This window comes from Lentilactobacillus parakefiri, assembly GCF_002157585.1.
GTDB lineage: Bacteria > Bacillota > Bacilli > Lactobacillales > Lactobacillaceae > Lentilactobacillus > Lentilactobacillus parakefiri.
Genome location: NZ_BDGB01000039.1, coordinates 30,911 through 55,652 on the forward strand (window position 1 = coordinate 30,911; position 24,742 = coordinate 55,652).

General features: G+C 44.5%; 21 protein-coding genes and 1 pseudogene. 5 read left to right on the forward strand and 17 right to left on the reverse strand.

Annotated features, from left to right (window positions below):
- Nucleotides 1–43: 43 nt before the first annotated feature.
- A complete protein-coding gene (locus LPKJCM_RS03260) occupies nucleotides 44–985 on the reverse strand; it encodes a phosphoglycerate dehydrogenase (protein ID WP_057961674.1) in 942 nt (313 codons plus the stop codon).
- Nucleotides 986–1,335: 350 nt separating this feature from the next.
- Between LPKJCM_RS03260 and LPKJCM_RS03265 the strand changes: the two genes are divergently transcribed.
- Nucleotides 1,336–1,686: a hypothetical protein gene (locus tag LPKJCM_RS03265; RefSeq protein ID WP_057961673.1), complete on the forward strand. Its 351-nt coding sequence runs from the start codon at nucleotides 1,336–1,338 to the stop codon at nucleotides 1,684–1,686.
- 104 nt (nucleotides 1,687–1,790) lie between these two features.
- On the opposite strand, the gene LPKJCM_RS03270 is transcribed toward LPKJCM_RS03265, so the two are convergent.
- Nucleotides 1,791–3,248 carry an MFS transporter gene (locus LPKJCM_RS03270; RefSeq protein ID WP_057961672.1) on the reverse strand — a complete coding sequence of 486 codons (1,458 nt, stop codon included), beginning with the start codon at nucleotides 3,246–3,248 and terminating at the stop codon, nucleotides 1,791–1,793.
- A gap of 85 nt (nucleotides 3,249–3,333) precedes the next feature.
- Between LPKJCM_RS03270 and LPKJCM_RS03275 the strand changes: the two genes are divergently transcribed.
- Nucleotides 3,334–3,825: a GNAT family N-acetyltransferase gene (locus tag LPKJCM_RS03275; RefSeq protein ID WP_057961671.1), complete on the forward strand. Its 492-nt coding sequence runs from the start codon at nucleotides 3,334–3,336 to the stop codon at nucleotides 3,823–3,825.
- A 118-nt stretch (nucleotides 3,826–3,943) separates the two neighbouring features.
- Nucleotides 3,944–4,771 (forward strand): M57 family metalloprotease, encoded by an 828-nt coding sequence (locus LPKJCM_RS03280; RefSeq protein ID WP_057961670.1) that lies wholly within the window; start codon nucleotides 3,944–3,946, stop codon nucleotides 4,769–4,771.
- A gap of 249 nt (nucleotides 4,772–5,020) precedes the next feature.
- On the opposite strand, the gene LPKJCM_RS03285 is transcribed toward LPKJCM_RS03280, so the two are convergent.
- The 3 genes from LPKJCM_RS03285 to LPKJCM_RS03295 all read right to left on the reverse strand — a co-directional run bounded on the left by LPKJCM_RS03285 (nucleotide 5,021) and on the right by LPKJCM_RS03295 (nucleotide 7,809).
- A complete protein-coding gene (locus tag LPKJCM_RS03285) occupies nucleotides 5,021–5,794 on the reverse strand; it encodes a CPBP family intramembrane glutamic endopeptidase (RefSeq protein WP_057961669.1) in 774 nt (257 codons plus the stop codon).
- A 166-nt stretch (nucleotides 5,795–5,960) separates the two neighbouring features.
- Nucleotides 5,961–6,755 carry an alpha/beta hydrolase family protein gene (locus tag LPKJCM_RS03290; RefSeq protein ID WP_057961668.1) on the reverse strand — a complete coding sequence of 265 codons (795 nt, stop codon included), beginning with the start codon at nucleotides 6,753–6,755 and terminating at the stop codon, nucleotides 5,961–5,963.
- Between the two features lie 91 nt (nucleotides 6,756–6,846).
- The gene (locus tag LPKJCM_RS03295) at nucleotides 6,847–7,809 is read right to left on the reverse strand and encodes a sugar kinase (protein WP_057961667.1); all 963 of its coding nucleotides are present in this window, start codon (nucleotides 7,807–7,809) and stop codon (nucleotides 6,847–6,849) included.
- A 160-nt stretch (nucleotides 7,810–7,969) separates the two neighbouring features.
- On the opposite strand from LPKJCM_RS03295, the gene LPKJCM_RS03300 reads away from it, so the two are divergent.
- On the forward strand, nucleotides 7,970–8,608 hold the full coding sequence (locus tag LPKJCM_RS03300) for a bifunctional 2-keto-4-hydroxyglutarate aldolase/2-keto-3-deoxy-6-phosphogluconate aldolase (protein ID WP_057961704.1): 639 nt from the start codon (nucleotides 7,970–7,972) through the stop codon (nucleotides 8,606–8,608).
- Nucleotides 8,609–8,794: 186 nt separating this feature from the next.
- On the opposite strand, the gene LPKJCM_RS03305 is transcribed toward LPKJCM_RS03300, so the two are convergent.
- From LPKJCM_RS03305 to uxuA, 6 genes and pseudogenes are all read right to left on the reverse strand, one after another.
- A complete protein-coding gene (locus LPKJCM_RS03305) occupies nucleotides 8,795–9,157 on the reverse strand; it encodes a hypothetical protein (RefSeq protein ID WP_057961666.1) in 363 nt (120 codons plus the stop codon).
- 47 nt (nucleotides 9,158–9,204) lie between these two features.
- On the reverse strand, nucleotides 9,205–9,576 hold the full coding sequence (locus LPKJCM_RS03310; RefSeq protein WP_057961665.1) for a hypothetical protein: 372 nt from the start codon (nucleotides 9,574–9,576) through the stop codon (nucleotides 9,205–9,207).
- A 90-nt stretch (nucleotides 9,577–9,666) separates the two neighbouring features.
- The gene (locus tag LPKJCM_RS13430) at nucleotides 9,667–9,921 is read right to left on the reverse strand and encodes a hypothetical protein (RefSeq protein WP_225364105.1); all 255 of its coding nucleotides are present in this window, start codon (nucleotides 9,919–9,921) and stop codon (nucleotides 9,667–9,669) included.
- Nucleotides 9,918–11,261, reverse strand: coding sequence for an MFS transporter (locus tag LPKJCM_RS03315; RefSeq protein WP_225364106.1), 1,344 nt, complete (start codon nucleotides 11,259–11,261; stop codon nucleotides 9,918–9,920). Before LPKJCM_RS03315 ends, LPKJCM_RS13430 begins: the two co-directional genes overlap by 4 nt.
- Before the next feature lie 348 nt (nucleotides 11,262–11,609).
- Entirely contained in the window at nucleotides 11,610–13,631 is a 2,022-nt protein-coding gene (locus LPKJCM_RS03320; protein WP_057961664.1) for a glycosyl hydrolase 115 family protein, read from the reverse strand.
- Nucleotides 13,632–13,668: 37 nt separating this feature from the next.
- Nucleotides 13,669–14,750: pseudogene (uxuA, locus tag LPKJCM_RS03325) on the reverse strand (mannonate dehydratase).
- 228 nt (nucleotides 14,751–14,978) lie between these two features.
- Here uxuA and LPKJCM_RS03330 point away from each other — a divergent pair.
- Nucleotides 14,979–15,650, forward strand: a complete 672-nt coding sequence (locus LPKJCM_RS03330) for a GntR family transcriptional regulator (protein ID WP_057961663.1) — start codon at nucleotides 14,979–14,981, stop codon at nucleotides 15,648–15,650.
- A 60-nt stretch (nucleotides 15,651–15,710) separates the two neighbouring features.
- On the opposite strand, the gene LPKJCM_RS03335 is transcribed toward LPKJCM_RS03330, so the two are convergent.
- From LPKJCM_RS03335 to LPKJCM_RS03360, 6 genes are all read right to left on the reverse strand, one after another.
- On the reverse strand, nucleotides 15,711–17,597 hold the full coding sequence (locus tag LPKJCM_RS03335) for a DUF2264 domain-containing protein (RefSeq protein ID WP_057961662.1): 1,887 nt from the start codon (nucleotides 17,595–17,597) through the stop codon (nucleotides 15,711–15,713).
- 159 nt (nucleotides 17,598–17,756) lie between these two features.
- Complete coding sequence (locus tag LPKJCM_RS03340) at nucleotides 17,757–18,716, reverse strand: beta-galactosidase small subunit (protein ID WP_057961661.1); 960 nt, start codon at nucleotides 18,714–18,716, stop codon at nucleotides 17,757–17,759.
- A complete protein-coding gene (locus tag LPKJCM_RS03345; RefSeq protein WP_057961660.1) occupies nucleotides 18,700–20,589 on the reverse strand; it encodes a glycoside hydrolase family 2 TIM barrel-domain containing protein in 1,890 nt (629 codons plus the stop codon). Before LPKJCM_RS03345 ends, LPKJCM_RS03340 begins: the two co-directional genes overlap by 17 nt.
- A gap of 316 nt (nucleotides 20,590–20,905) precedes the next feature.
- Nucleotides 20,906–21,280: a hypothetical protein gene (locus LPKJCM_RS03350; RefSeq protein ID WP_057961659.1), complete on the reverse strand. Its 375-nt coding sequence runs from the start codon at nucleotides 21,278–21,280 to the stop codon at nucleotides 20,906–20,908.
- 37 nt (nucleotides 21,281–21,317) lie between these two features.
- Nucleotides 21,318–22,604 carry an MFS transporter gene (locus LPKJCM_RS03355; protein ID WP_057961658.1) on the reverse strand — a complete coding sequence of 429 codons (1,287 nt, stop codon included), beginning with the start codon at nucleotides 22,602–22,604 and terminating at the stop codon, nucleotides 21,318–21,320.
- 858 nt (nucleotides 22,605–23,462) lie between these two features.
- A complete protein-coding gene (locus tag LPKJCM_RS03360; RefSeq protein WP_057961657.1) occupies nucleotides 23,463–24,326 on the reverse strand; it encodes a tyrosine-protein phosphatase in 864 nt (287 codons plus the stop codon).
- Nucleotides 24,327–24,742 lie beyond the last annotated feature (416 nt).

Consider the following 24,742-nt stretch of genomic DNA (forward strand, 5'->3'; position numbering starts at 1 on the left):
ACCCAACTATGTTGTACACAATGTACTCTTAAAAATTAATAGACTACAACGGGTGATTAACCGGCCACTGTGGTGAATCACCGCTCAGGACCCGGACCACCTCACTGGCCGCATCGGTTGCCATTCTCGAAAAACTTTCAACGGTGCTGGAACCAATGTGGGGGGTTAATAACATGTTGTCCAGTTTGAACAATTCACCGCTCATCGGTAGCGGTTCTTCATCGAAAACATCAAGCGCCGCCCCACGAATCGAACCGGTTTTGAGGGCTTCAATCAGTGCATCGGTGTCAACCAACACGCCACGGCCCAAATTAATCAACATGCTGCCCCGTTTCATTTCGGCAAGTTGCGGCCGACCGATAATGTGTCGTGTCTGGGGATTGGCCGCTAAGTGCAGCGTCAAAATACCCGCCGATTTAAGCAGTGTATCAAGATCGACAAATTCGCCGTATAGTGATTCCCGTGGCGTCCGGTTATAAATCAGGATTCGCATCCCCAACCCACTGGCTTTCTTGGCAACCAAGCGGCCAATTTTGCCGTAACCAAGAATCCCCAGGGTCTTGCCTTCAAGATCAAATCCTAAGTGGGACAATGGATAGGCAGAATTACCGGCTCGCATTTCCATCGAGTCTTTAGTCAAGTGTTTGGAAACATCCAAGATTTCTGTCAAAGTCGTTTCTGCCACAGTTGCCGCATTGGCATTCGGCGTGTTGGTCACCCAAACACCATGCCTGGCGCTGGCGTCGAGATCAACACTGTCATACCCGACACCATGGCGAGCAATAATCTTTAAATTCGGCATTTGAGAAATGACCTTTTCACCGACCGGATCCAAAAATAAGATCATCGCGGTGGCATCCTTACCGTTTTTCAGAATATTTTCAGCATTGGCCCGCATCAATTCAACAACTTCAAAACCGTGCTCCTGTAAATATCGCTTTCCATCTGGATGCAGTTGAGCTGGAACTAATACTTTATCAGCCATCATAATTCCCCCATCTTGAAAAAATTATCAATCTTTGCTGTTATGGTCTTACAAAACGTTTCGTAAAGCAAGTCAATCGTCTGTCAATCAATGTAAATATCGGCAAACTACTAACATATTAGTAATGATATTACAAATATCGTCAAGTTATTCAAAAAATAGCGCTTCCAATTAGAAATTGCAAAGAATTCAATGCTGTCAACGTTTTCATTGATGTTTTCACTTGTATTAGTTTTGAAAGTGTTTAGAATGACAATTGAAGCAAGGGACAGATTATTAGAACTGATATGTCAGATGGATATCTCTTACCCAATTCAGAAACTCATTGAAACACGAAAGGAAGTTTAAATATGACAAACACAGATTGGAAAGCATCATTAGAATCACCAAGCACCTTTAACGACTTTATCATCAACTACTTTAAGGATCACAAGCAATTAACTGGTAATTACGAGACCCCTTCTTATTACGAGTACTACACTGTTACATTGAATAGCCAGAAAGGCTTAATCATCACCTTAACCAGCGCTATCAATCCAACAGTTAATACAGACATGCCAACCATCCCATTCAAGGATGTGGAAACAATCTCAGTTGAAGAGTTCCGCCAACTTATTCTCCATAAGAAGTTTGCCGATATGCACACATCATTGGCTGACGTCTTTCAGACGGTTGCCGGCGTTCCGGGATCCACAAAATAAGTTGACTGATAGGTGTTTCATCTAATGACCTTAGACAAAGGGGCCGACCATCGTTCAAAACGATGGCCGACCTCTTTTTAATTTGGTTCCAAGTCTATATGGGATCAATGAATAATCTTTTTATTTGGATCGAAAATGTTGATCACAAAAACCACCACTAGCATGACCACCACGCCAACAAACACCATATGAAGCGCTGTGAGAATGATTGGATCAATCAGTGACCGATTGGAAACGACGACGGCTCCCTTTGAACTGATGACGTTATTGACCCGAGAAAAGGTAATGCTACCGTGCAGCTGTAATCGAATTACCAAATTTAAAATGGCGCCGTAAACCCCGGCCATGACCGTTTGACCAAGCGAGCGTCCAAGGGTTAAGACCGAGGTTGCCGAGCCAACCATTTCATTCGGCACCAAATGCTGACTTAAAATGGTGTTCATGCTTACAACAACGCCCATCCCAACACCATTAATCATGGCAATCAGGTAAAATGCCCAGACAGGAAATGCCTGACTGGCAAAAATCAACGACAAATAACTCAGCAGCATCACACCAATCAAAGTGGTTGCAATTCGTTTGGGGACGAAGTGAGCAATCAGTTTGCCAACGAAAAAAGACGCCGTCAGCCACATAATTGAACTGGAAGTGACGACGAGTCCAGCAGTGGTTGCCGATACCCGATACAGCGACTGAAGCCAGATTGGAAAATACATCTGATAACCAATCAGCACCCCGCTTAAAATCGTCGCAGTGAGAATTTGAATTGTGAAGGTTCTTGAATGAAACATTTTAGGCGAAATCAACGGATCGACAAATCGCCTTTCATGACGCACCAACAACCCGGTTGCAGCAATGGTGATCAGTAGCAGAGCCAAAGCCAGCCAAGGCAGCGTATCCAGCGACTGAATTCCTAATAGCAGGCTCACCAGTGTAACAGTCAGCCAGACAATCCCCAACCAGTCAATCAGCAGCTGGTGATCAGGTTGAACGGTTTCGTGATACCCCAGCCATACCAACAGAGCAACCACCATCCCCAGCGGGACGTTGACAAAGAAGACCCAGTGCCACGAGAGATGGTCAACTAAAAAGCCGCCAATCAGTGGCCCCACCAAAGCTGACAAGCCCCAAGCAGTATTGTTGAGTGCCAGCACGTTAGCCCGTTGTTCAAAGGAAAAAATGTCGGCAATAATCGTAAACGTCAGCGGCATGACCGCTCCGGCACCGATTCCCTGGACTGCCCGGGCCAATATTAAGAATAGAATTGACGGTGACAAACCACTCAAGAAAGAGCCGATGGTAAAGACAATCACGCCCCACTGAAACACGTTTCGGCGGCCCAAGGTGTCTGCGAGTTTGCCATAAATCGGCGTTGTGATCGCGGTTGTCAAGAGATAGGCACTCATGATCCAGCTTTGATAGGCGAGTCCGTGAAGCTCACTGATAATGGACGGCAGTGCGGTTGTGACGATCGTTACTTCGACTGAGGTCATAAAGGTAGCGATAAACACCGCGGTCATGATCACCCAGCGTTTGTTATGTATTGTTTGATTCTGTGCCATATTGGCAATCTCCTCCCAACTTATGTTAAAATTCTTCAGTCATGATAATCGACACAAGAAAATAATACCACTTGGAGGCACAAAATTGAATTTGGTCTATCAACCTGCACTCATCAGCGAACTTCCAGCGATTATAAAAATCGAACGCAGCGGTTTTTCGCCTGCCGAAGCAGCGACTAAAGCAGCCATGCGCCAACGGATTCAATCATATCCCGAAACATTTCTGACCGCCCACAATCAGGATCATCAATTGGTCGGCTACGTCGTCGGCCCAGCCTCAACTGACCGATACATCAATGACGACTTGTTTGCCGACGCTCAACCAAATGATCCTAACGCCCCCTATCAAACAATTCTCAGCTTGGCAGTCCATCCGGATTACCAACATCGAGGCGTTGCCGGCGGCTTATTGGAAGAACTGGGGATGATTTTCAAGCAACAGCACCGTAAAGCAATTAGCCTCACCTGCTTGAGAACGCTGGTTTCGTTTTATGAGCAGCATGGTTACCAAAACGAGGGCCCATCTGCCTCAACCCATGCCGGTGAAACCTGGTACAACATGGTCAGGCCGCTATGAAGAGCCGTTATTGACGTTAATCCAGGGATATTGCGAACCACTTCGCTTGAAGGATCCTGGGCTGAATGATAGTATTCAGTCAGAATGTATTTTATACATCTGAAATGGGGAATTTATTATGAAAAAAAGAAATCTGTTACTTGTCGCCCTTGCCAGCGTTTCGTTTGCGTTGGCTGCGCCGTTAACCATTGACACAGCTTCAAGTCCAATTACTTATGCTAAATCTACCAAAAAAGTCACGGGACACACAGTTGCCAAGGCTATCAAATCAACACCGGATCTCAATCCAACGGCGAGTGTCCGCAAATTCCCCACTTCAGTTTATGACAAATATTGGCAAACATTTGACCGCTGGTACAACGTTGAGGCGATGAGTCGGCCAGGCACGTTCAAGAATCATACCGCCAGCATTTACATTTCCAATAAAACATTGCGTCCATACGCCGCTGCCGCTATTCAGAATTGGAATCAAGCCCTCAATACTAAGGTTTTCAAGCTTGGAACCCAGGCCAGCCACACAATCACGGTTAATTTTAAGCATGCCGGCACCGGCACAGGCAGCTGGGATGGCTACTACATCTCGAACCGTGTTTATCTCAACTATAATTTCTTCGACAACAGTGCTTATTTACCCGCCGTGTACAAAGCAGAGACCGGCCAAGCCATGCCTGATGGGAATAAACCTGAAAGTTCAGACTATCAGGCCCTTTACGTTAAGTATTGGGAGTCCGTTATTACCCATGAACTTGGCCATAGCCTGGGCCTAGACCACACACCATACTCAAATGACATTATGGAATCTGATTCAGAGACTAAGGGCAGTGACTTCAAGTACTCTTGGAGCCGGCCAATAATCGTTAATAACAACTTCGCAATCTTCCAAAATAAATTATCATCACGAGATATTAATCGGGCTCATCTTACAAAGATACTTGGGTACTGGTGATCAAAAAAGAGTGGAACACAAGGCGTTTTGATCCCAGAATTTAAGCAAACAATCCAGTTATTCCTGTTTTTGGAATAACTGGATTGTTGGCTTAAATGGCCGGGATCAGCCGATTGCCAAGTAGGCTAGGCAGGCTTTCAGCCGGCCGTCGTTGCACGTTTAGGCTAGATAAAATTGTCGCTCGACATGACTGGGACGTAACAACAAATAGTTACAGCCTGGTCCTTTTTTGTATTGCTCTTATCCAAACTAGGGACTGGTCGTCAACTCACTAGCATGCCGATAACTGCTATCAAATGCAACTAAGAAAATAACGGCGATCACCAGGATGATTCCCCAGACGGCACTAAAAATCAGCCACGGGGTCATCGTATCGACCGTATGGACAACGGAGATTCCCGGCTGCCAGTCGATTAAGGCATGAATTAAAATCACCCAGACAAGCGAGTTCGTCGTCAGTCGAATCGATGCAAAGATCGCCCCGATCACAAAGGCATAGATTGCCTGTTGCAAAGTTTCCAGTAATCCTTGGCCGGAAGTCAAATTCATCAGGTGAAACAGACCAAAGAAGATTCCAGAAGCCAGAGCTGCAGCCGTAAACTGATATTTGAGCTTTTCAAACAGGGATAAAAAGGCTGACAACAGCAACCCTCGGCACAGAAATTCTTCAAAAATTCCGGCGGATAACGCCATCAGCGTGTCCGCAATCCAAGTGTTTGACTGCATCATCATTGCTGAATGACCCAAAATATTCAATAGAATAAAGAGTCCGCCGATACAAATACCAAAGATGAATCCCCAGATTTTTGCAAAGGTCGAAAGCTTGATTCTCCGAGTGAAAATTTTCGTCGTACCCAATACATAGAAGATAATACCGGCAACAACCAGTGCGAATAACAATCGGACGCCGCCTCTCAGCAGTGGCCCCGATCCTTTGACAGAGAATTCAATTCCCATTAATAAGATGAGAAATAGTGCCGCCAGCCAGAATTCTTTTCCCCAAGATAGCTTGTTCTTAATCATTAACTGTGACCCCGTTTCAGTATGTAGAAAAACAGCCGAACAAAAGCAAAATTTTGTTTGGCTACTTTCGTGTACACTCATTATGTGATACTCACGTGGAAGTGGTTGGCCGATCCGCCCCATTCGGGCAAACAGCGTTCACTTCACTTTTATTAAGTGTACCTCATTATAACGTTTGGTCAAAGAACCCAACAATGTCATCCCAGACATCGTCCAGATATCCCTTTGCGTGCCGACTGCCAGTCAACATCCGGGTTCGATACGGAATCTGGTGTTGGGTCAGTGCTTGTGCCATGTCCAAAACACCACTGGTTGGCACAAATTCATTCAGTGAGTTGGCTAAATACATCTGCCCAGTCGTGTCAGTGACTCGGTGAACAGGGGTTGCTTCTGTGTATTGGTCAGTCCGGCCGTTAAAGTAGTTGGTCACGAACCACTTGTAGAACGGATCATTCGCACCGGTCTGATTAATATTTGAGCTGGCTGTTGAGTTAAAGCCGCTCGTATCACCTTCTGCGGCAACCACATCTTCATGCTCGCCCAGCCATTTATCAATGTCCAAAATGCCTGACAAAGAGACAATCGGAATCCCATATTTGATCGCCAATTCAACGGTCATGTTACCACCGGCAGACGAACCAAACGCCCCGATGCGGTCATGATTGAATGGCAAATCAGATTTCTTCAGCCATTCATACAAATGATCCATGTCTTCCAAAGGAGCGGGATAGAAAGCTTCCGGCGTAATTCGATAAGCCGGGGTGACAACCAGATAGCCGGCTTCCACAAAACGAATCGAGGAATCGGCATCCTTTGACTTGTTGCCACGGAACCAGCCGCCACCATGGATATCGATGATGGCACCCTTACTCTCGGCCTTTTCACCATCATAATAAATATCAGTTAACTGGTGGTTAACAGCATCATATTCAACATCTTTTTTAATCACTAAATTTGTCATGTGAATCCTCCCCAAAATAGATAACTTGTTATTTCAGCAAAAGTATCTACCCGAAGAGGGTCGTGGTCAACAAAAGCGACTTCAGCAACTCTTAATGGCGGATTGCCTCGCCTTGATAAGCTGCCAAGGCTTCATAGGTCGGATATCCATCGTTATCACCTGGTGCTTGAACGGCTAACGAGCCAATCGCATTTCCCCGTTTAGCAGCTTCTTCATTACTCAAGCCTTCGAGGAGGCCGGTAATCACGCCAACTGCGAAGCCATCCCCAGCACCGACAGTATCAACCACGTGGTCAACATGATAGCCACTGACCATCGCGCCGTGGCCACCCTTGGTCTTGACGTAAGCCCCCTTGGAGCCAACTTTGACAATCACCGTATCTGTCTGTTCCCCATGATTCAGATAATAGTCGGCAATCTTTTCCGGATCGCGGCTCCCCATCAAGATTTCACCCTCGTTGACACCGGGCAAAATAATATTGGCTTGACTTGCAAGTTCATTAATCGTCGAAACCATCTTTTCCTTCGACGACCAAAGCTGCGGTCGTAAATTAGGGTCAAAGGTTGTTCGAATGGCTGGATACTGATGAATCAGACTAATCAAATGTTTAAAGGCATCTAAAGCCGTGCCAGAGATTCCAGGGAAGATCCCTGACAAATGAACCAGCTTAATCCCATCGAAGTCAATGCGATCGAGGATGGCCTTTTGAAAATGGGCTGCCGCAGAATTCTTCCGGTAATAAAAGATTCCTGGATCCCCTTTAGTCACCCGCTGTTTAAGCTGGAGAGCGGTCCAATAATCCGGAGTAGTTTCTACATAATCAGTTGCAATATGGTTCAAATTCAGCTGTTTAACAATAAATTCACCAACCGGATCTTCTCCCAAACGCGTCACGTATTCCGTACTGTGCCCCAAACGAGAAACACCGACGGAAACGTTGACTTCCGCGCCCGCCAGATATTTCTCGAAATGGGTTGCATCGGCCAGTGACTGGTCAACATCCTGTGACGCAAACAATCCAATTGGTTCGCCGATCGTTAAAAATTCACTCATTTGTTTTTCCTCCTAAATAGAAGCGCTTACAACATTTACCAAAAATAAAGTTGAAACCATTGCAAATTTCTCAGTAAAGTAATATATTAATATATGTAAGTAATATATTAATATTATAGTACATGGCAAGCAAATTTAAAAGGAGCTGTCAATAATGACTATGAATCGTGTTCAAAATCTCCAAAAGATTGTCGACGCTGGAATTATCGCTGTTGGCCGTGCAGACACCCCTGAAAAAGCTGAGGCTTTAAGCAAGGCTGCCATCAAAGGCGGCGTGATGGGAATTGAGTTAACCTTTACCGTCCCCCACGCAGACCAGGTCATTGCCAAGTTAACTGAAGAATTACCTGACGGCGTGATCGGAGCCGGAACAGTTTTGGATGTAGCATCTGCCCGACTGGCCATGATGGCTGGTGCCGGCTACATTGTCAGCCCAACTTATGACCCCGATATTGCCAAGTTGTGTAACCTCTATCAGGTGCCGTATCTACCAGGCTGCAGCTCAATGACTGAGATGCAACGCGCTCTTGAAGGTGGCTCAGACATTGTTAAGCTATTCCCAGCCAGTGTCGCCGGTCCTTCAATGATCAAGGCCGTTAAGGCACCATTCCCACAAATCAACGTCATGCCAACTGGCGGCGTGGACCTAGATAACCTTGACCAATGGTTTGCTGCCGGTGCTGTCTGCGTCGGTGCGGGTGGCAACTTGGTCGGCCCAGGTGAAACTGGTGATTATGATCAGGTGACTGAAAACGCCAAGGCTTATATTAAGAAATTAAATGAAATTAGAAATAAGTAATCAATGATCCTTCAAAAGGCCAATCTTCAGGTTAATTCCTGTTGATTGGCCTTTTGACTCACTATTCCTCGAAAAAATTTAACCACACGAAGGCCGGCAGAGTTCGCATTCTCTACCGGCTTTCTAGCAATTATTATTTAAAATGTTGGCGCACTATTTTAACTGTTTTAGGTTTGAAGCCTCACCTCACTTATTGCTGTTTTGATCTGGCACGCCAGCGACGGTTTGAAAGACATCGGCCAATGACATGTTTTGATCGGCAAACTTTTTGTTTAGAATCAATGTCCGAAAATCTTCAATGGACATCTTCTCTTTTTCTTTCGACGGCAATGGGACACTGACGTTATCGCCAGCTTGATTCATTCCAGTGGTTAAGGCAATCACAATTTTGTCGTGCTTATCCAATTTGACGACGTAAGGCTCATAGTACGACGGAATATCGTAGGACCCGGTTAAGGCTTCATGCTCGGCGAAATAGTTAATGATGAACTGACGAAATTTATCTTCAGCCTTCAAAGCATTTTTCCAATCACTTTTGGATTCTGACATTTACTTGAGCCTCGATTCCTTGGTTTGTGGCAACAGCAAAGCGATCGTTAGTCATTGTCATCATTTGCATCAGGTACGCCGGCAACTGTCTGAAAGACATCTGCCAACGACATATCTTGATCGGCAAACTTCTTGTGCAGAATCAAATTCCGGAAGTCTTCAATTGACATGGTTTCCTTTTGCTTGAATGGCAATGGTGCAGATACGTTGCCGCTGCCGCCAGTTTGGTTCATACCCGTTACCAGTGTAATGACAATGCCATCATGACTATCTAAGGTAACCGTATAGTGCTCATAATACGAAGGAATATCGTAAGACCCGGTTAGCTGCTTATGGTCTCGAAAATAATTTGTAATGAAGTCTTTAAATGCATCCTCAGACTTTAATGCTTCTTTCCAATCTGTTTTTTTATCTGCCATGATAACTTATCCCCTTTTGATTTTATCAATCGATACCAAACGGCATGGTCCGATCGGTTTCCGGAGTCATGCCGTTTAATTGAACGCTAGTTAAGATAACTTCTGAAATTTCGGATCATCATTCTTCTTCCAGAAATCAATTGAATCATACTTGACACCAGTTAAGTCTTCGCAGACTTCCTTGGTGTGTGGATCAACATCCTTAGGACTGCCACCCTTTTGGAGACGACCCAGTTCTTGGGCAAGCACTTTAAAGGTCTTCTTGCTTAAGTGGAAACGAGCGGCGAAGAACATGGCCAACAGGATCATGAAGCCAACTCCACCGGAAACGATGAAGATAATCATGTTAGTTGCGCTGGCAGGTTGTGAGACAGCACCACTAACTGATTGACGGAAGTGCGCAAAGTCCAGTAAGTAACCGGCAACAACGGATGCCAATCCCTGATGATTTGGTTAATAAAGGTCATGACTGAGGCAAACAAACCGGCTCGATTCTTACCAGTGACCAATGTATCCAAGTCAGGAATGAATGGGAAGACGTTCCATGGGGCGAAGTACAAAATATACAACCCAACTTCATAGAACGACATGCCGACAATCAGCCAAACCATCATGTGAGCTGGTCGGGTAAAGGCAACGAAGGCCCAGTTAGCAGCACTAATTAAGATCAGTGAATAACCAAACAGATACAGTGAACGGTAAGTGAATTTAGTCACCGCAAAGCCAGCAATAATGGTAACTGGGATTGAAACAATACTTAATGATTGTAAGAATCCTGAAGTACTAGTCGACATTTTCAAAACATAAACAATGTAGTAAACGAAGACGGTTGAGAAAAGAATGGTTGCAAAGTAGGAACTCAGGTAAATCCCCATGTGAAGTCTGAAGGTTTTGATCTTGAAAGTTGAGAAGTAGTTCTTCAACTCTGACTTCAAGTTAGGCTTTTCACCATTATTTTCTTCCAAAGCTTCAGCTTCCAACTTCTTGGCTTCCGCTTTGGTAACGAAATGCTCCCAAGTGGTGTGGTAGGTAACCAAAATCAAGAAGAATGTGGCAACTGAGAAGATCACCTGCATCAAAATATATGGTTCTGGTGAGGTCTTTGGGAAGTACTTGAACAGTTGTGCTGGAACAAATTGGGTTAACATCCCGCCCAAGCCGGCAAGAACCATTCGCGTGGTTGACATCTTGGTTCGTTCGTTAAAGTCCTTGGTCATTTCATTTGGAAATGTCTCCCAAGGAATTTGTAAGGTTGACATCAAGACGGTCACGATCAGGTAAGTAACCAGGTAGTACCAGAAGCTCATCCCGGCAACCCACATCGTAATCGCAACCAGGACCGATGGTGCGGCAGCTAAGATAAAGATGTGCCGACGACCAAACTTCCGACCCAATTTGTACTTGTAAATATTATCGGAAATATTTCCCATGACCAGTGAGACGATGGCATCAGCCACCCGGCCAATTAGGAAAATGGTGGCTCCTTGACCAGCAGTTAAGCCGGCAAAGGTGGTGTAGAAGAACATCAACCAGGCACCAACTAACCCCTGCATTGAAATACTGAAGAATGAGAAGGCCCCAAATCCGAGTGACCGCCAAATTCCAATTTTGCCACGACTCTTATAAATCCGCTTGTTGGCATATTCATCCCAACCGTCGTGGGCGACTTGCTTTTGATTGTCCATGATTACAATAATCTCCTTTTCCCAATTATATCTAATGAAATTGGTTATCCCGATGTGGAGTTGAACCGCTTTCAATTTTTAATTCACGGTTCCGTACACAATTGGGATCACTGGACTAAATGAAATTTTAGGTAAAATAGCAGTGCTTCAAGTCCACTGATCAAAATAACGGAACCGGTACATTCAATCTCTGTTATTGAAATACTAGAATACTAATATATTAGTATCTTTATAATAGCGCTATCTGAAAACGCTGTCAACCATGTTTAGTGATTTTTGTTCATCTTTTTACAAGCAGCTAAAAGGCCCCCACCACCTGAAGTAGTGAGGGCCTATCATTGTAACAACTTAGTCTTTGTCGCCTTTCAATCGAAGCGCCATTTCATCATCACTGTACGCCTTGTGGGTGTTAGACAGCAGCATGACCTTCCCATCGCTGGGCAGCATGAGGTATTGTCGTTCCCATTGATCTTCGTCGGGCCCATCGCCAATAATTCTGACGTAGTTCCGTAAGGTCTTCAATGTATCGATTGCCAGAGTGATGTTAGTGTAGCAGTCATTATCGTAAATGTGGGTCCACTTCTCGACTGGATTGTGGTGCCAGGCATTGACAATGACCCGCAACTTATCAATCGCATCGCTCAATGACAGGAATGATTTGAGATGGTCACCATTGCCAAACTCATCAAAGGCCCCCATCGTCAATTGAAGTGCCTGAATTGAATATGTGTGAATGGCAATGCTCAGCCAAATATCGTTGAAGAATCGACCACGGTCATCCTCAGGCAGTTGCTTCATAAGAATCTGGGCATCATTGTCCAATTTAACAAATGGCTTAATATGTGGCGTGATCATGTCGGTAATCATTGTTAGTTGGTTATCCAACATCCGATCACCGGTAACCCACTCCATATCGGGCAATTTGTCTGCATGGTTCAACCAGGTTCGGATGAGCTTTCTGAGCGTATATTCATAGAACTCGTCGCCGGCCTTTTGATCCTCAATATCGCGATAATTAAAGGTTGTTTCAAAATATTTCCGATAAACATCGGCAATTTCGTTTTGGTGTGACCCATAGAAATGGTTGACGTACTCAGCAATAATCTGTTCGTTAGACTCGAGCTTAAAGTCTTCACGCCACGACTGAGCAACTAGCCAGATATAGAAGATATGTGGCTTGATACTCCCAGTGTTACACATGACCAAGTCATCCATCCCGGCCTTGCGAACTTCCGTTAACTGATTGGCAACGTAGTGGGGGTCAATTTGCAAGAAAGTCAAGAAGTTAGACGCCTGCAAGTCATGGAAGGCCACGTGATAGTAGATTCCTTGAGAAATCGAATCATCTTCAGCGGACAAAACTTCAGAACGGGGGTCATCGTTGCCTTGACGCCGTGAAACCATCGTGCCGTAGCCGTTATCTGCCCATATTTGAATGACGTCCTTAGGTAATTTCAGTAAGCCGGCGTTATAGATCGCTGTTGTTTCACCATAAATATTGGTCGAGCAGATTGCATCCGGATCAGCTTTTTTAACCATATCATACTGAAGTTTAATGACTGAATTAATGACATCGGCCTTATCCTGCAGTGTGTACTCACGATCTTCATCGGCCCAAAACGGTCGGTCACCCTGACCTCGGAAACCAATGTTGAAGATGGTCTTGGTGTCTTTTTGACGATCAATACTTTCCTGCCAGATTTTCTTGAACAAGTCAGGATATTTCAAATACGATGCTTCCAAATCGGGGTATACCCGCGAGAACATCTCCGCCCCCAGTGGTTCAGCGTGGTGATGGGCAATCGTCAAGCCCATCGCTGCGGCCAGTGTTCTGTTGGAATGGCTGTTCTTATCTGTTCCGGGAATCACAACGTTACCACCACACCGCAGCAGGGTTTCGAAAATCAATTTCCAAACATACTCCTTCGACTCGCGGTACTGCCAGTTATTGAACAACAATTCATCGTTGACAAACCAGCCACGGTATTTCACGTGGTAGTCGGCCATCTTGAGTGAATCAAAGTCTGACCACTCAATCGTCGCGTGTTTTGGTGTTTTGGTATCCAGCCAGAACCAGAAGTTGTCAACGCCCAACACGGTGCGGGAAATCGCCAAGGCACCATACATGACGCCTAATTCAGTATCAGCTGTGACCTCAACGTGTTCTGAATCAATCAGCTTAACAGCATATTCATCAGAATCGCCGTTACCATGATCGTTCAAGGTCAGCGTAATTGTGTTCTTAGGTCCATTACCAGTCACCGTGGTTCCGATATCTCGCTTTAAAATGCTGACCGCGTTTCTTAAAACTTCGTTCCTGAAATCAGTTTGAACGGCGGTACCTTTTGAAATAACAAATTTTGTACTCAAAGTATATTCATCCTTCCATTACTGGAGCGACTGAGAATCAACCTTTCGTTTTTTCCAGTGCTTCCCACAAGCCAAGCAGATAGGTGATTCCAAGTGCTCGATCATAAAGACCATAGCCGGGACGACCGTCTTCATTCCAAATATTGCGACCATGATCTGGTCGGATATAGCCATCGTAATCTGTATCATGGAGTGCTTTCATGATCTCAAACATATCGAGGGAGCCTTCACTGGATGGATGGGCCGACTCGTGGAAATCACCTTGTTGATTAACAAACTTGATGTTACGGACATGCATGAACGGCACCCGATCCTTCGGCACAAACTCGCGGATAATTGCTGGCAGGTCGTTATTTTGGTTCTCACCAAGACTGCCAGTGCAAATCGTGAATCCATTGTACCGTGATTCATAAAGCTTTTCGATTCGCAGCATATCATCGCGATTCTTAAAGATCCGTGGCAGCCCAAACAATGGCTTCGGTGGATCATCCGGATGCATGGCCATTCGAACATCATACTTCTCACACACTGGAATAACCGCGTCCAAGAAGTATTTCAAGTTCTCAACCAGTTTGGCTTCGTCGACATCTTTGTAGGCATCAAACAAATCCTGCAATGCAGCCAAGCGTTCAGGTTCCCAGCCAGGAAGTGAAAAACCGTTTGAGCCGGACTTCATGTGAGCCATTAAGGCCTCTGGATTCTTTGGCAGCTTTGATTGTTCATACATCATAGCATTTGACCCATCAGCCAATTGATGATGCAAATCAGTCCGCAGCCAGTCAAAAACGGGCATGAAGTTGTAACAAATCACCTTAATACCAGCCTTTGAAAGATTCTTAATGGTTTGAATGTATTTGGCGATGTACTTGTCACGGCTTGGCAAACCGATCTTGATGTCGTCATGAATGTTGACTGATTCAATGACTTCTAGCTTCAAGCCAGCGTCCGTTACCTGCTGCTTAAGGCATCAATTTTTTCTTGCGGCCAAACTTCGCCGACCGGAACATCAAACAATGCCCCGACAACTTGCTTTGTTTGTGGGATCTGACGGATCTGGGCCAAAGAAATATCATCATCCTTTTCCCCAAACCAGCGAAAGCCCATTTTGAGTTGTTTCATTTCTTCCTTCTCACTCAAGCATGATATAATTTAGTAAATAATAGAATACTTTAGTAAACATTGTTAATATATTTTCAACTGGTATTCTAATATATCAATTACTTAAAAGTTACCACCATGTGTAACCGCTGTCAATGGTATGATACAATTCAGTTGAAGTATTTTTATAACGAGCTTGTCAGAGTGGTACAATAAAAGAACCGAATACAACGAATAACGAGGTTTATCATGCAAAGTTTAAACGAAGTTGCTTATGAATCGATCTTAAATGACATCTTAAAATTAAAATTTTTACCTGGTGAAAAAATCCAGGATAAAGCGCTCATCGATCGCCTCAACATCAGTCGGACCCCGGTTCGAGAAGCTATTTTGCGACTGAAAAATGACGGTCTCATGATGACCGTTCCTCAAAGTGGCACATATGTCACCAAGATCAGCTTGAGCAGCGCCTTGAATGCCCGCTTTGTCCGCCAAAGTGTCGAACAAAGTGTCGTCAGTGAAGCCGCTGAGAAGATGTCTAAGATTAACATTCTCGACAGCCGCACCATTATCAGTAAGCAGCAGATTGCTGCCGAAGAACACAACGCCGTGGACTTCTTCTATCTGGATAATGATTTCCATAAACTGTTCTATACGGCAACCGACCGCCTTCAAGTCTGGGACTGGCTGGAAAATCTATCACTGCAATTAGACCGTTATCGATTCCTGCGAATCCAGCAGACTAATATGCCACTGGATGAATTGATCAAACAGCACGGTGAGATTTTGGATGCCGTCGAAGCCCATGATCCAGCAAAAGCTGAGAAACAAGCCTTTAACCACCTGGATTTGATGCTGGCTGAAAAGGATGAATTAATTGAGAAGTTTCCCGATTATTTTATGGATGAAAATCATAGCTAATCAGTACCCTAAAAGTTCCCAACTCAGAAAATGAGCTGGGAACTTTTTGATTAAACACTATTAAAATTCATCCAACGTTGCACTGACCGTATGATCATTAAAGCTAATGGTCAATTTATTGCCATCAAGTTTAACGTCAGGCAAAACAATCTTGCCATCATCATCTAAACTCTCCAGCTCACGATCGCCAAGATAAAGGGATACCAAAGTATATTGACCTGGTTCCAGGACCCCTGTCTGCAATGGAATCTTCGTCTTATTGAAGTACAGGTTGGTATTTGGTTCTGGAGTGGATAATTCAGCTGTCAGTTCCTTTGACAAACCTACAATCCCAGTAATTCCAACTCTTGAGTGATAAAAGACGGCATTTTCAACGCCAGTCTTCATTTCGTACTCATCAGGCGCACCACTATCAGGTGCTGAGAAACTGCCTTCTGCGAGATGAAGTGTTCGACCAGTATTGACTTTATGCACTCTGACATGCCAAGGCATTGCGGGTACAACGAAGTTTTTGATTTCAACATCATCGTACGGCTTCCAATCCGAATAGACATAGTTGTCGTGAATAGCGTAGTCATCGTACTTAAAGGCAGTCTGCCAAAAGTTATCAGACTCAGCAACGGCTAACGTATTATCGTAAGCCCCTTGTTTGAGGAGAACCGATCCCTTCGGCGTACTGAAACCAAAGGTGGTTGAGTAAACGTACTTCTCATACTTGGCCTCACCGTGGGCATGCTCATGGGAATGCTGGCCGGCAGTAAATGATTGCACTTCCAAGCCGTTTTGGCTGTGGGCAATCAGCATTCTTGGTTCTGGCTGTTTCTTTAAAGCTTCAAACTTGAAGTCGTCGCTTTCCTTGGTCGTCCAGAATGGATCATCATCAGTTAAGGCAAAGAAGATAAAGGTCTTTAAAGCCCAGTAAGCGGAAGCGGGTCCGTTGTAACCTTCAGCAAAATTCATGTTGGGATATGAATAACCGATTGGAATTAAGCCATCGGTCTGGAAGATGTTTTGCTGGAACCACCAACGCAAGTTATTCAGCAATAAATGCTTAATGTCACCCAAGTTGTAGCCCGCTGGCATATCAACATGCGCATAGGCATATGCGGCCCAGAATGCGGCCTGAGCAAACCGGTAGTCCAAGCTACGGCCATAAGGCAAGGCAGCACCATCGGCGGCAAACCAGTTGGCATAACTAGGGACGAACTTTTGCGCTCGCTCCTTCAACAGCTTACTTTGCTCGTTGTCGGTGTGAGCCAAACCAACCGTTAAGATCGTAAAGAACTGGTAAGCAAACGGAATGTAGTTATCGATCTGGTTGACATAACCGTCGTAGGACCAGCCATGACCCAGATAATGTTTGTTGGTAATCGCATAATCAGCATCGATTAATTCCGAGTTATCCATATAGCCAGAATCGGTGATAAATTGGTTAACCATGGCACGAAAGAACAGCCAGTTAGTCTTTGGAATCACCTTGTGGTTGACTTGGTCCATCCACTTAACGATCGTTTTTTGTTTCTTAACCGTCAAGTTATCCCAGAAGGTTTCTTTGGTTTCGTATAGAAAGGCGGTTAAAGCACCCATTTCCACGAACACCTGATCATAGTCGCCCAGATCGCCGCCCCAGTAATCGGGATCATCAGGATCGGTGCCGGCCATAATGCCTTCTGTTACCAATTCATACCATTGGGGTTGTTCATAAATTCGCTTCTTGTCCGCAAAGAACGGTCCTAATCCCCAAAGTAGGCGCATGAAGCCTTCCACTTCGGTCTTGTCTTGGAGATAAACCGCCCCACTGTCACTCATGCGGAAGCGGCCCTTGCGTTTTTGCTGAGCCAAGACTTCCATGGCAGGTGCTAAGATGTCTACTAAGGCAGCCTTGACATCCGCTTTGCTGCGTAATGGATTGTCCTTAATTTGCTCGTTAAATAGTTTTCGTTTCACTGTTAAAATCACCTCATCATTGTATTTGAAAGCGCTTTTACAATATTAAGAATAACGCGTATTTTACTAAAATGCAAGTAAAAATGGAAACCGTTTTCTCTAATGACGATGGCTTTCTGGTAAACAAAAAGCAGCCGATCATTGGCTGCTTCAGAGTAATTAAACTTTCCTAATCTTAAACCCAAAATCAATATCTTTACCCGCTGGAATATGGTACTGTGCTTCAACATCCCGACCCCAGCTGTCAATGCCACCAACACCACGAACAGCGCCTAGAATGGACACAACTGTCCGTCTTGGCAACGGCAGCTCTTCTTGATGAGTGGCATTTTCCAATTCCCCAGCCGTATATGGCAGGCAGCTGAAGGCAAACGGCTGACCATCTTTTTCAAATTTAATGCTAAACGGCGTGTCTGAGTGATCAGAACTGACTTTGGTTGCGTTTCGGGTAATTGTCAGCCAATCAGTCTTCATATGAACCCCACAGTCTTGTGGAACCATGTAATTGGTCACCGGAAGGCCGTCAATTCGATACTCACCGGGAATCCCACCGGCCATCCGATCTGGATAGGTTTCACCGGATAGCCCAGCATATTCATAACCGGTCGCCGCAGTCGGCAAAACAAACCGCATCCCAAAGACTGGCAGATCTGGCAGTTGATCATTGCCAGTATAGTGGACATGGACACTCATCACCCCATCTGCGGTGACGGTATAACTGACTTCAACATCAGTACTTGGAGTGGTCAAAGTTGCATAGTGATAAATGATCGCCACCTGGTCTGCGTACTCGTGGTTGGAATACTGGTTATTGCGTGGTGCGCTTGGGAAGTCAATCAGTTGATCATTGATTTTAATGTCAACTTTGTCTGCACTGGCAAACATATTGGCGCCATACCACTGGACAGCCTGTTTGGAGAAACCATTGCCGCGGTCATTATCAGTCGTTGCCCGCCAGAAGGTTGGCTTTGGTTCGCGATACATCCACTCGCGGCCGTTAATGACCATTGACTCGATGCCGCCACGGGTGTAATTGAAGATGTAATGGAAATCATCCCCGCCGACACCAATTCCGCCATCGCCATAAATAATGTGCAATTGTTTAGTTGTGTTGTCCATAATAGTATTTCACCTCCTGCATTGCCGGTTTCTCAGTCCGATCGGCGAACATCAGTCCGTCACCCGAAAATTCGTAATCAGACATCCGGTCATCAAAGTCGCCGCCGTACCGTAAGACCTTTTGACCGGTCACTTCATCATTAACCTCGATCGCCTGGTCGATAAAATCCCAAATGAAGCCACCAGCATACATTGGATACCGGTCAATCAAATCAATATAGGATTTCATCCCGCCAAGTGAGTTGCCCATATCATGCATGTATTCGCATAATAAGAACGGTTTTTTCGGATCATGATCTAAATAATCCTTAATCTCATCGGGAGAAGCATACATCCGGCTTTCCACGTCGGATATTTTGTCCTCATACTTTCTGTTCTGAACAACACCCTCATAATGAACCAAGCGAGTCGAATCAACGGACTTATAGAATTCTTCCATTGCTTGAATATCGTCTCCAGCATATGATTCATTGCCCAACGACCAGAAAATAATGCTGGCGTGGTTCTTGAGTAGTTCATAATTGTTGCGGGCACGATCGACCACCGCTGCTTTCCACTGGGGGACCGATCCGGGAACGTTGTATGATGGCTCCACAGCACCCAATTTCTGCCAGGTTCCGTGAGATTCCAAATTATTCTCAGCCATCACGTAAATCCCATTGATATCGCACAAGTGATACCACAATGTGTGATCGGGATAATGACAAGTTCTCACGGCGTTAATGTTATTTTTCTTAAAGGTGCGGATATCGGCTTTCATATCGTCTACCGAAACCACTCGACCGGAATGACAATCCCATTCATGACGGTTGACGCCGTTGATGACCAATCGTTTACCGTTAAGCATAATTACTTTATCTTGATTGATTTCAATTTTTCGGAAGCCAAATTTATAGGGCACAATTTCCAGAATATTGCCGTCTTTGTCATCAATCTCAATCGTCAGTTGATATAGATAAGGCTGGTGATTGTCGTACAGGTGGACATGTTTGAGGGAAAGGTCCTTTACCGTGATGGCGTCGTTAACCGGCTGTGAATCGGCATATAGTTCTTTGCCGTCTGCATCGGCTACTGACACTTTAGCAGTCGCGCCGGACTTGTTGACCGTCATTTTAGTTGTGACATTCAAAGTGCCATCTTTTAAATCATCGCTCAACGTTGGTTTAATCGACAGATCCTCAATGTGAGCTTCTGGTTGCGCAATCAAAGAAACATCCCTGAAAATCCCAAAGAAGCGGAACATATCCTGATCTTCCAGCCAAGCGGCCGTACTGAGTTTGAAGACCTCAACGGCTAATCGATTCTCACCGTCTTGTAGATACGGCGTCAAATCAAACTCTGACGGGGTAAAACTATCTTCGGCATACCCTAGGAAGTGACCATTCAGCCAAACGTACATGGCCTTTTCGACACCGTCAAAACGGACACGGACCTTTTGATCTTTAAAATTCGAAGCCAATTGAAATTTCTTAATATATTGACCAACCGGGTTGTCAGGGGCTTCACTAAACTGGCCGGCTTCTGGATCACTTTGATCAAGTGCATACGCAGGCCGGCGGTAAATCTTCCCCTCCCACGGATACATGGTGTTAATATAGTGAAAATCATCATAATCGGCAAATTCAATGTGCTGCGGTACCTGAATTTCATCAAAATTATCGCTGTCAAAATCAGCGGCATAAAAGTTTTTGATTCGATGCATCGGGTCCTTGGCGAAGGCAAATTGCCACTGGCCATTCAGGCTTTGCACGTAACTACTGTGATCATTATTGATCTCATCGGTGCTGCGGTAAAACTGATGGTCACTATGAGCCGGCATCATCCCGACCCGAAAAGTCTCAGGATCGTCTAACCATTTAATGTCTGGTTCCATAAATTTATCACACTCCCCTTGCTTAGTTTCAACACTAATTCTAAAGTAAGCGCTTAATTATATTTTGTCAATAAATAATTTAAACTTATTATTAAATGTTTAGCTTGTTTTACTAAATATAAAAGCATAGAAAAAAGGTGAGACAAAATCGTTATCGTCTCACCCTTAATTTCTCATTATGAATGTTACCTTGCTGAAACGTGAGAAATAAAGCAGTTTCCGGCCATATAAGCCGGCAATCCAAATATCCAGGATCATGATATTCGGATTGCCGGCTTATATTCTGGAAACTAACCGCTTTATTTCTCACTCTTTCCTATTTTTGACCTCGTTTGAACCGCGCATCCGGCTCCGAAGCCAACATCTTTGAAAAGATATCGGTCAAACTTTCACTTTGGTCTTCGAACTTTTTGTTCAAGACAAGTTGACGGAAATCTTCCACCGAAATATGTTCAACGTCCTTAAATGGAAGCGGCGCATTGACATCACCGGTGTTCTGATTCAGGCCAGTCTTAAGGGTAATGATCAACCCTTCCTTACTGTCCAGGGTCACAACGTAGTATTCATAATAGCTGGGCGTTTCATAATTCCCAGTTAAATCCTTCTGATCTTTAAAGTATTCGTAGATAAAATCAGCAAATGCATCCTTTGACTGGAGCGCTTTCTTCCAGTCTTCTGAATTAATAGACATAACTCATCCTTCTTTCCTAAATTATTCAAACGGTGGATTACTTAACCCGCTTAATCATGGCAATTGCAATACCACCAATCAATTCCATACCGATGGCGAAGATAAAGATTGCACCGTAACCAAAGGCTTCAACAATGGCTGAAGCAACCATAGCACCAAGCATTTGACCTAATGTGTTGGCCAAGTTAATTAAACCTAAATCTTTTCCGGCAGTATCGGATGATGGCAAAACATCCATGTTTAAGGCACCATCAACGGAGTTATACAACCCATTACCAAAGGCAGCAATAACGGCGTAGGCAAACATTGCCCAAGGTTCCTTAACAAATAATGGGAATAATGCAGCGGCACCCAATGCAAAGGTTGCAATCACAACTGGGGCTTTAACTCGGCCAAGTTTATCGGCAAGTGGGCCACCAACTAAGGCAAAGAAGACACCGATGAAGAGCATGATCGAACTAAAGATTGAAATTGAAGTTCCGGCTTGACCAGTACTTTGACCAATGTAGTCGGTAAAAATGAACAGCAGGAAAGTCGTTACAATCGTTGAACCAACAACCATGAAGAACTTACCAAATAGGGCCAAGTAGAAGTCACGGGCATCATGAGTTGGGAAGAAGAAATACTTCTTCAAGCTATCCTTATCGAACTTAACCTTAGGCTCATCCAAGTTTCCTTTTTCGTTAATCAGCAATTCATGGATGATTGCCAAAACAACGGTACATCCGGCCATGAAGTAAATACCAAACTTAACGTTGCCAAGGAACTGGGCAGCTAACAGCGCAAATCCTTGCTGAGCGATGATAAATCCAACTCCGTAGAAGGTTGAAACAGTCCCACGCCATTTTGGCGCAACCCGATCAGAAATCTGCGGATAAATCGCCGCGGCAATTGCGTTTTCGGCCGCAGCCGCAACAATCCAAATTGCAATGATGGCAACAATTGATTTCATGTTGGCAATTAATACCAATGAAATCGCAATCGTTCCTAAGACGATGTATGGTTTCCGTTTACCAAAACGGGTTCTGGTAACATCTGATAAGGCACCGAACAGCAAGTTGGTGACCGCACCAGTGATTGAAGCAATCGTTGCTAAAATACCAACGGCCCAAACTTTATGTGCCGGATCCAATTGGGCAAACAATTGTGGAATTAAAACACTTCGGGTAGAGCCAATTGGCCCATACCAGCAAAGCGGTGCTAAAAACATTGCGGATGAAATCATCCAAGGTAGCTTGGGTTGTTGTTCATCCTTAACTTTGGCGTTGGTAACAACTCCAACAGTTGTTTTAACAGCGTCTTTTTCTTCATCTTTCTTAGCCATGAATTTCACTCCCGATAAAATATTATTGTCATACAAAAAGCTTTACCAAAACTCAAACTGTTTTAACTGTTGGTCACGCCTCCTCAATGCATTCATAACGTAAGCCGTTGATGTTAATCGATCGATCCATTAACCGCTTACATTTCACTTCAAATATAAAAGCATTCAATTTCTAAACATGGCCGGGCAATGAATAATGGTTGAAAATAAATGGCTGTGTCAGTGCCGGCAGAAGCACCATCAAAGATGAATGCTTCAAAACAATTGAATACTTATATATCAGTGACTTCATAATAACGTCATAAGAAAGCGCTGCCAATATCTTTTTTTTCGATTTTTACTAAAATAGTTTTGGCGAAAAGGTTTTACATGCCCGCCTGTAGGCTATACGCTATATGTATTACAAGTTGTATGCGCTTTATTGTTTGGATATATCTGGCCAATAATTATCTCGAACTAGTAGTATGCCAGTTCATCATTATGAGTTTAATCTGATTATGGCGCAGTGTATTTCTTGCTTTTTAGTAAAGTAAAAGGGTGAGACAAAATATTTAGCGTCTCACCCATCCTTCAGCATTGCGAATATTATATTGCAAAAACGTGGGAATTAAAGCAGTTTCCGGCCATATAAGCAAGCCAGCCAAATATCCAAACCAAGGATATTCGGCTGGCTTGCTTATATTCTGGAAACTAACCGCTTTAAGTCCCACTGTATCAGCACCCTTGCTACTTGGCCGAAACGTGCATCAATCGGCTGATCCCTGCCATGTAAGGCAAATAAGTAATCATTCCAAACTCGGGAATAATCACTTATTTGCCTTACATTCCGGGATCAAAGCGCCTCTTGCTCCACTCTTATTATTCCAAATACATTTCCCGCAGTTGTGCCTGTTGCTCTTTAGTAATGTGAAGCCCATCAGTGATAAAACCGGTTACCGAACCATAGTCCTGCCGCATTTGATCAATGGCGGCTTTCAAGTACGAAAGGTCAACACCACCATCAATTTTGGCAAACTTAATTTCTGAGCGGGTGGCACCCTTCGCCTTCAAGCCCGCGATCCGTTGATTAATCTGTTGTTTCAAAAAGTCATTGGAGGCCAGGTAGTCCTTGAAAATGGTTCTGGCCTCAACTCCCAGCGTGTAAAGAATCAATGCAGCAGCGACTCCCGTCCGATCCTTTCCAGACGTGCAGTGCCAGAGAATTGATTTCTCCGATGAGTTCTCAAGTAGGGCCGTGAATAAGTCATGATAAACCTTCCGCGCTTGTTTAGATGTTGCGTAAGTCCGATAATGTTTCCGGTTATTCTCTGGGTTAATGTGATAATAGTAGGTTTCCCGGGTATCAACAGAATCATCAATGTATTGAACCCCTGGTATTGAAATGTCCGGCCGCTCATTGACTTCTTCGGGTCGCCGCAAATCGAAATCCAGGGCTAAATGATAAGTATTCACAAGGGTATCAATATCTGATTGAGTCAAAGCGTTCAATCTGGCAGATCGTAAAAGCAGATGGCTCCTGACGACCAGTCCATCCTTGGTTGGATAACCGCCCATATCACGGACGTTGAAAGCGCCCTGCAAGTGAATTTCATGTTCTTTCACATTTTTCAGAGCTCGTAAAGCAGGCTGACTAACGGAAAAAGTGTTGGTATCCTCCCCTGCAGCGGGAATTGAGCCTTCCGATAAGGCCGAAGCGGCAAATGATTCATCTTGTTCTTTCATGTAAACCCCTCCCAACATTGTCACCATAGTGAGCAGAGCAAAGCGCTTAGAAGTCGCCAAGTAGGCTAGGCGTTTCACGGCCGTTGGTGCATAAGTCTCCTCTAACAGAAATTCCTGGTTTTGGAATTTTGGTTAGAGGTACTTATGCGCAGGCTTCTGCTTTGCGGAGCTGTCCTAATCTCGCAACTTCCAATGTAACACTTTTAGTATAGAAGGGGCATATTTTTGTTTCGTGTTGATTGGGTAAAAGTGTTGTAAAAAGTAGAGTGCGACGAGACCCGGTTAGGACCCAGAACATAAGCAAAGAATACCAATGATGAACGGTCTTTGTTCATCGTTGGTATTCTTTGTTTATGTGGCCGGGTCCTGGGTCGTCGGAGCGTATTTTCAAGGCCGAAGGGAGCGCAAAAGAGGAT

What these genes read in the sequence shown, in the direction of transcription:
- LPKJCM_RS03315 (WP_225364106.1), bottom strand. Translation starts at nt 11,261, where the DNA reads ATGGACAATCAAAAGCAAGTCGCCCACGACGGTTGGGATGAATATGCC.
- LPKJCM_RS03340 (WP_057961661.1), bottom strand. Translation starts at nt 18,716, where the DNA reads ATGGACAACACAACTAAACAATTGCACATTATTTATGGCGATGGCGGA.
- LPKJCM_RS03355 (WP_057961658.1), bottom strand. Translation starts at nt 22,604, where the DNA reads ATGGCTAAGAAAGATGAAGAAAAAGACGCTGTTAAAACAACTGTTGGA.
- LPKJCM_RS03310 (WP_057961665.1), bottom strand. Translation starts at nt 9,576, where the DNA reads ATGGCAGATAAAAAAACAGATTGGAAAGAAGCATTAAAGTCTGAGGAT.
- LPKJCM_RS03300 (WP_057961704.1), top strand. Translation starts at nt 7,970, where the DNA reads ATGAATCGTGTTCAAAATCTCCAAAAGATTGTCGACGCTGGAATTATC.
- LPKJCM_RS03350 (WP_057961659.1), bottom strand. Translation starts at nt 21,280, where the DNA reads ATGTCTATTAATTCAGAAGACTGGAAGAAAGCGCTCCAGTCAAAGGAT.
- LPKJCM_RS03285 (WP_057961669.1), bottom strand. Translation starts at nt 5,794, where the DNA reads ATGATTAAGAACAAGCTATCTTGGGGAAAAGAATTCTGGCTGGCGGCA.
- LPKJCM_RS03360 (WP_057961657.1), bottom strand. Translation starts at nt 24,326, where the DNA reads ATGAAAGAACAAGATGAATCATTTGCCGCTTCGGCCTTATCGGAAGGC.
- LPKJCM_RS03270 (WP_057961672.1), bottom strand. Translation starts at nt 3,248, where the DNA reads ATGGCACAGAATCAAACAATACATAACAAACGCTGGGTGATCATGACC.
- LPKJCM_RS03290 (WP_057961668.1), bottom strand. Translation starts at nt 6,755, where the DNA reads ATGACAAATTTAGTGATTAAAAAAGATGTTGAATATGATGCTGTTAAC.
- LPKJCM_RS03330 (WP_057961663.1), top strand. Translation starts at nt 14,979, where the DNA reads ATGCAAAGTTTAAACGAAGTTGCTTATGAATCGATCTTAAATGACATC.
- LPKJCM_RS03280 (WP_057961670.1), top strand. Translation starts at nt 3,944, where the DNA reads ATGAAAAAAAGAAATCTGTTACTTGTCGCCCTTGCCAGCGTTTCGTTT.
- LPKJCM_RS03260 (WP_057961674.1), bottom strand. Translation starts at nt 985, where the DNA reads ATGGCTGATAAAGTATTAGTTCCAGCTCAACTGCATCCAGATGGAAAG.
- LPKJCM_RS03345 (WP_057961660.1), bottom strand. Translation starts at nt 20,589, where the DNA reads ATGGAACCAGACATTAAATGGTTAGACGATCCTGAGACTTTTCGGGTC.
- LPKJCM_RS13430 (WP_225364105.1), bottom strand. Translation starts at nt 9,921, where the DNA reads ATGATTATCTTCATCGTTTCCGGTGGAGTTGGCTTCATGATCCTGTTG.
- LPKJCM_RS03305 (WP_057961666.1), bottom strand. Translation starts at nt 9,157, where the DNA reads ATGTCAGAATCCAAAAGTGATTGGAAAAATGCTTTGAAGGCTGAAGAT.
- LPKJCM_RS03295 (WP_057961667.1), bottom strand. Translation starts at nt 7,809, where the DNA reads ATGAGTGAATTTTTAACGATCGGCGAACCAATTGGATTGTTTGCGTCA.
- LPKJCM_RS03265 (WP_057961673.1), top strand. Translation starts at nt 1,336, where the DNA reads ATGACAAACACAGATTGGAAAGCATCATTAGAATCACCAAGCACCTTT.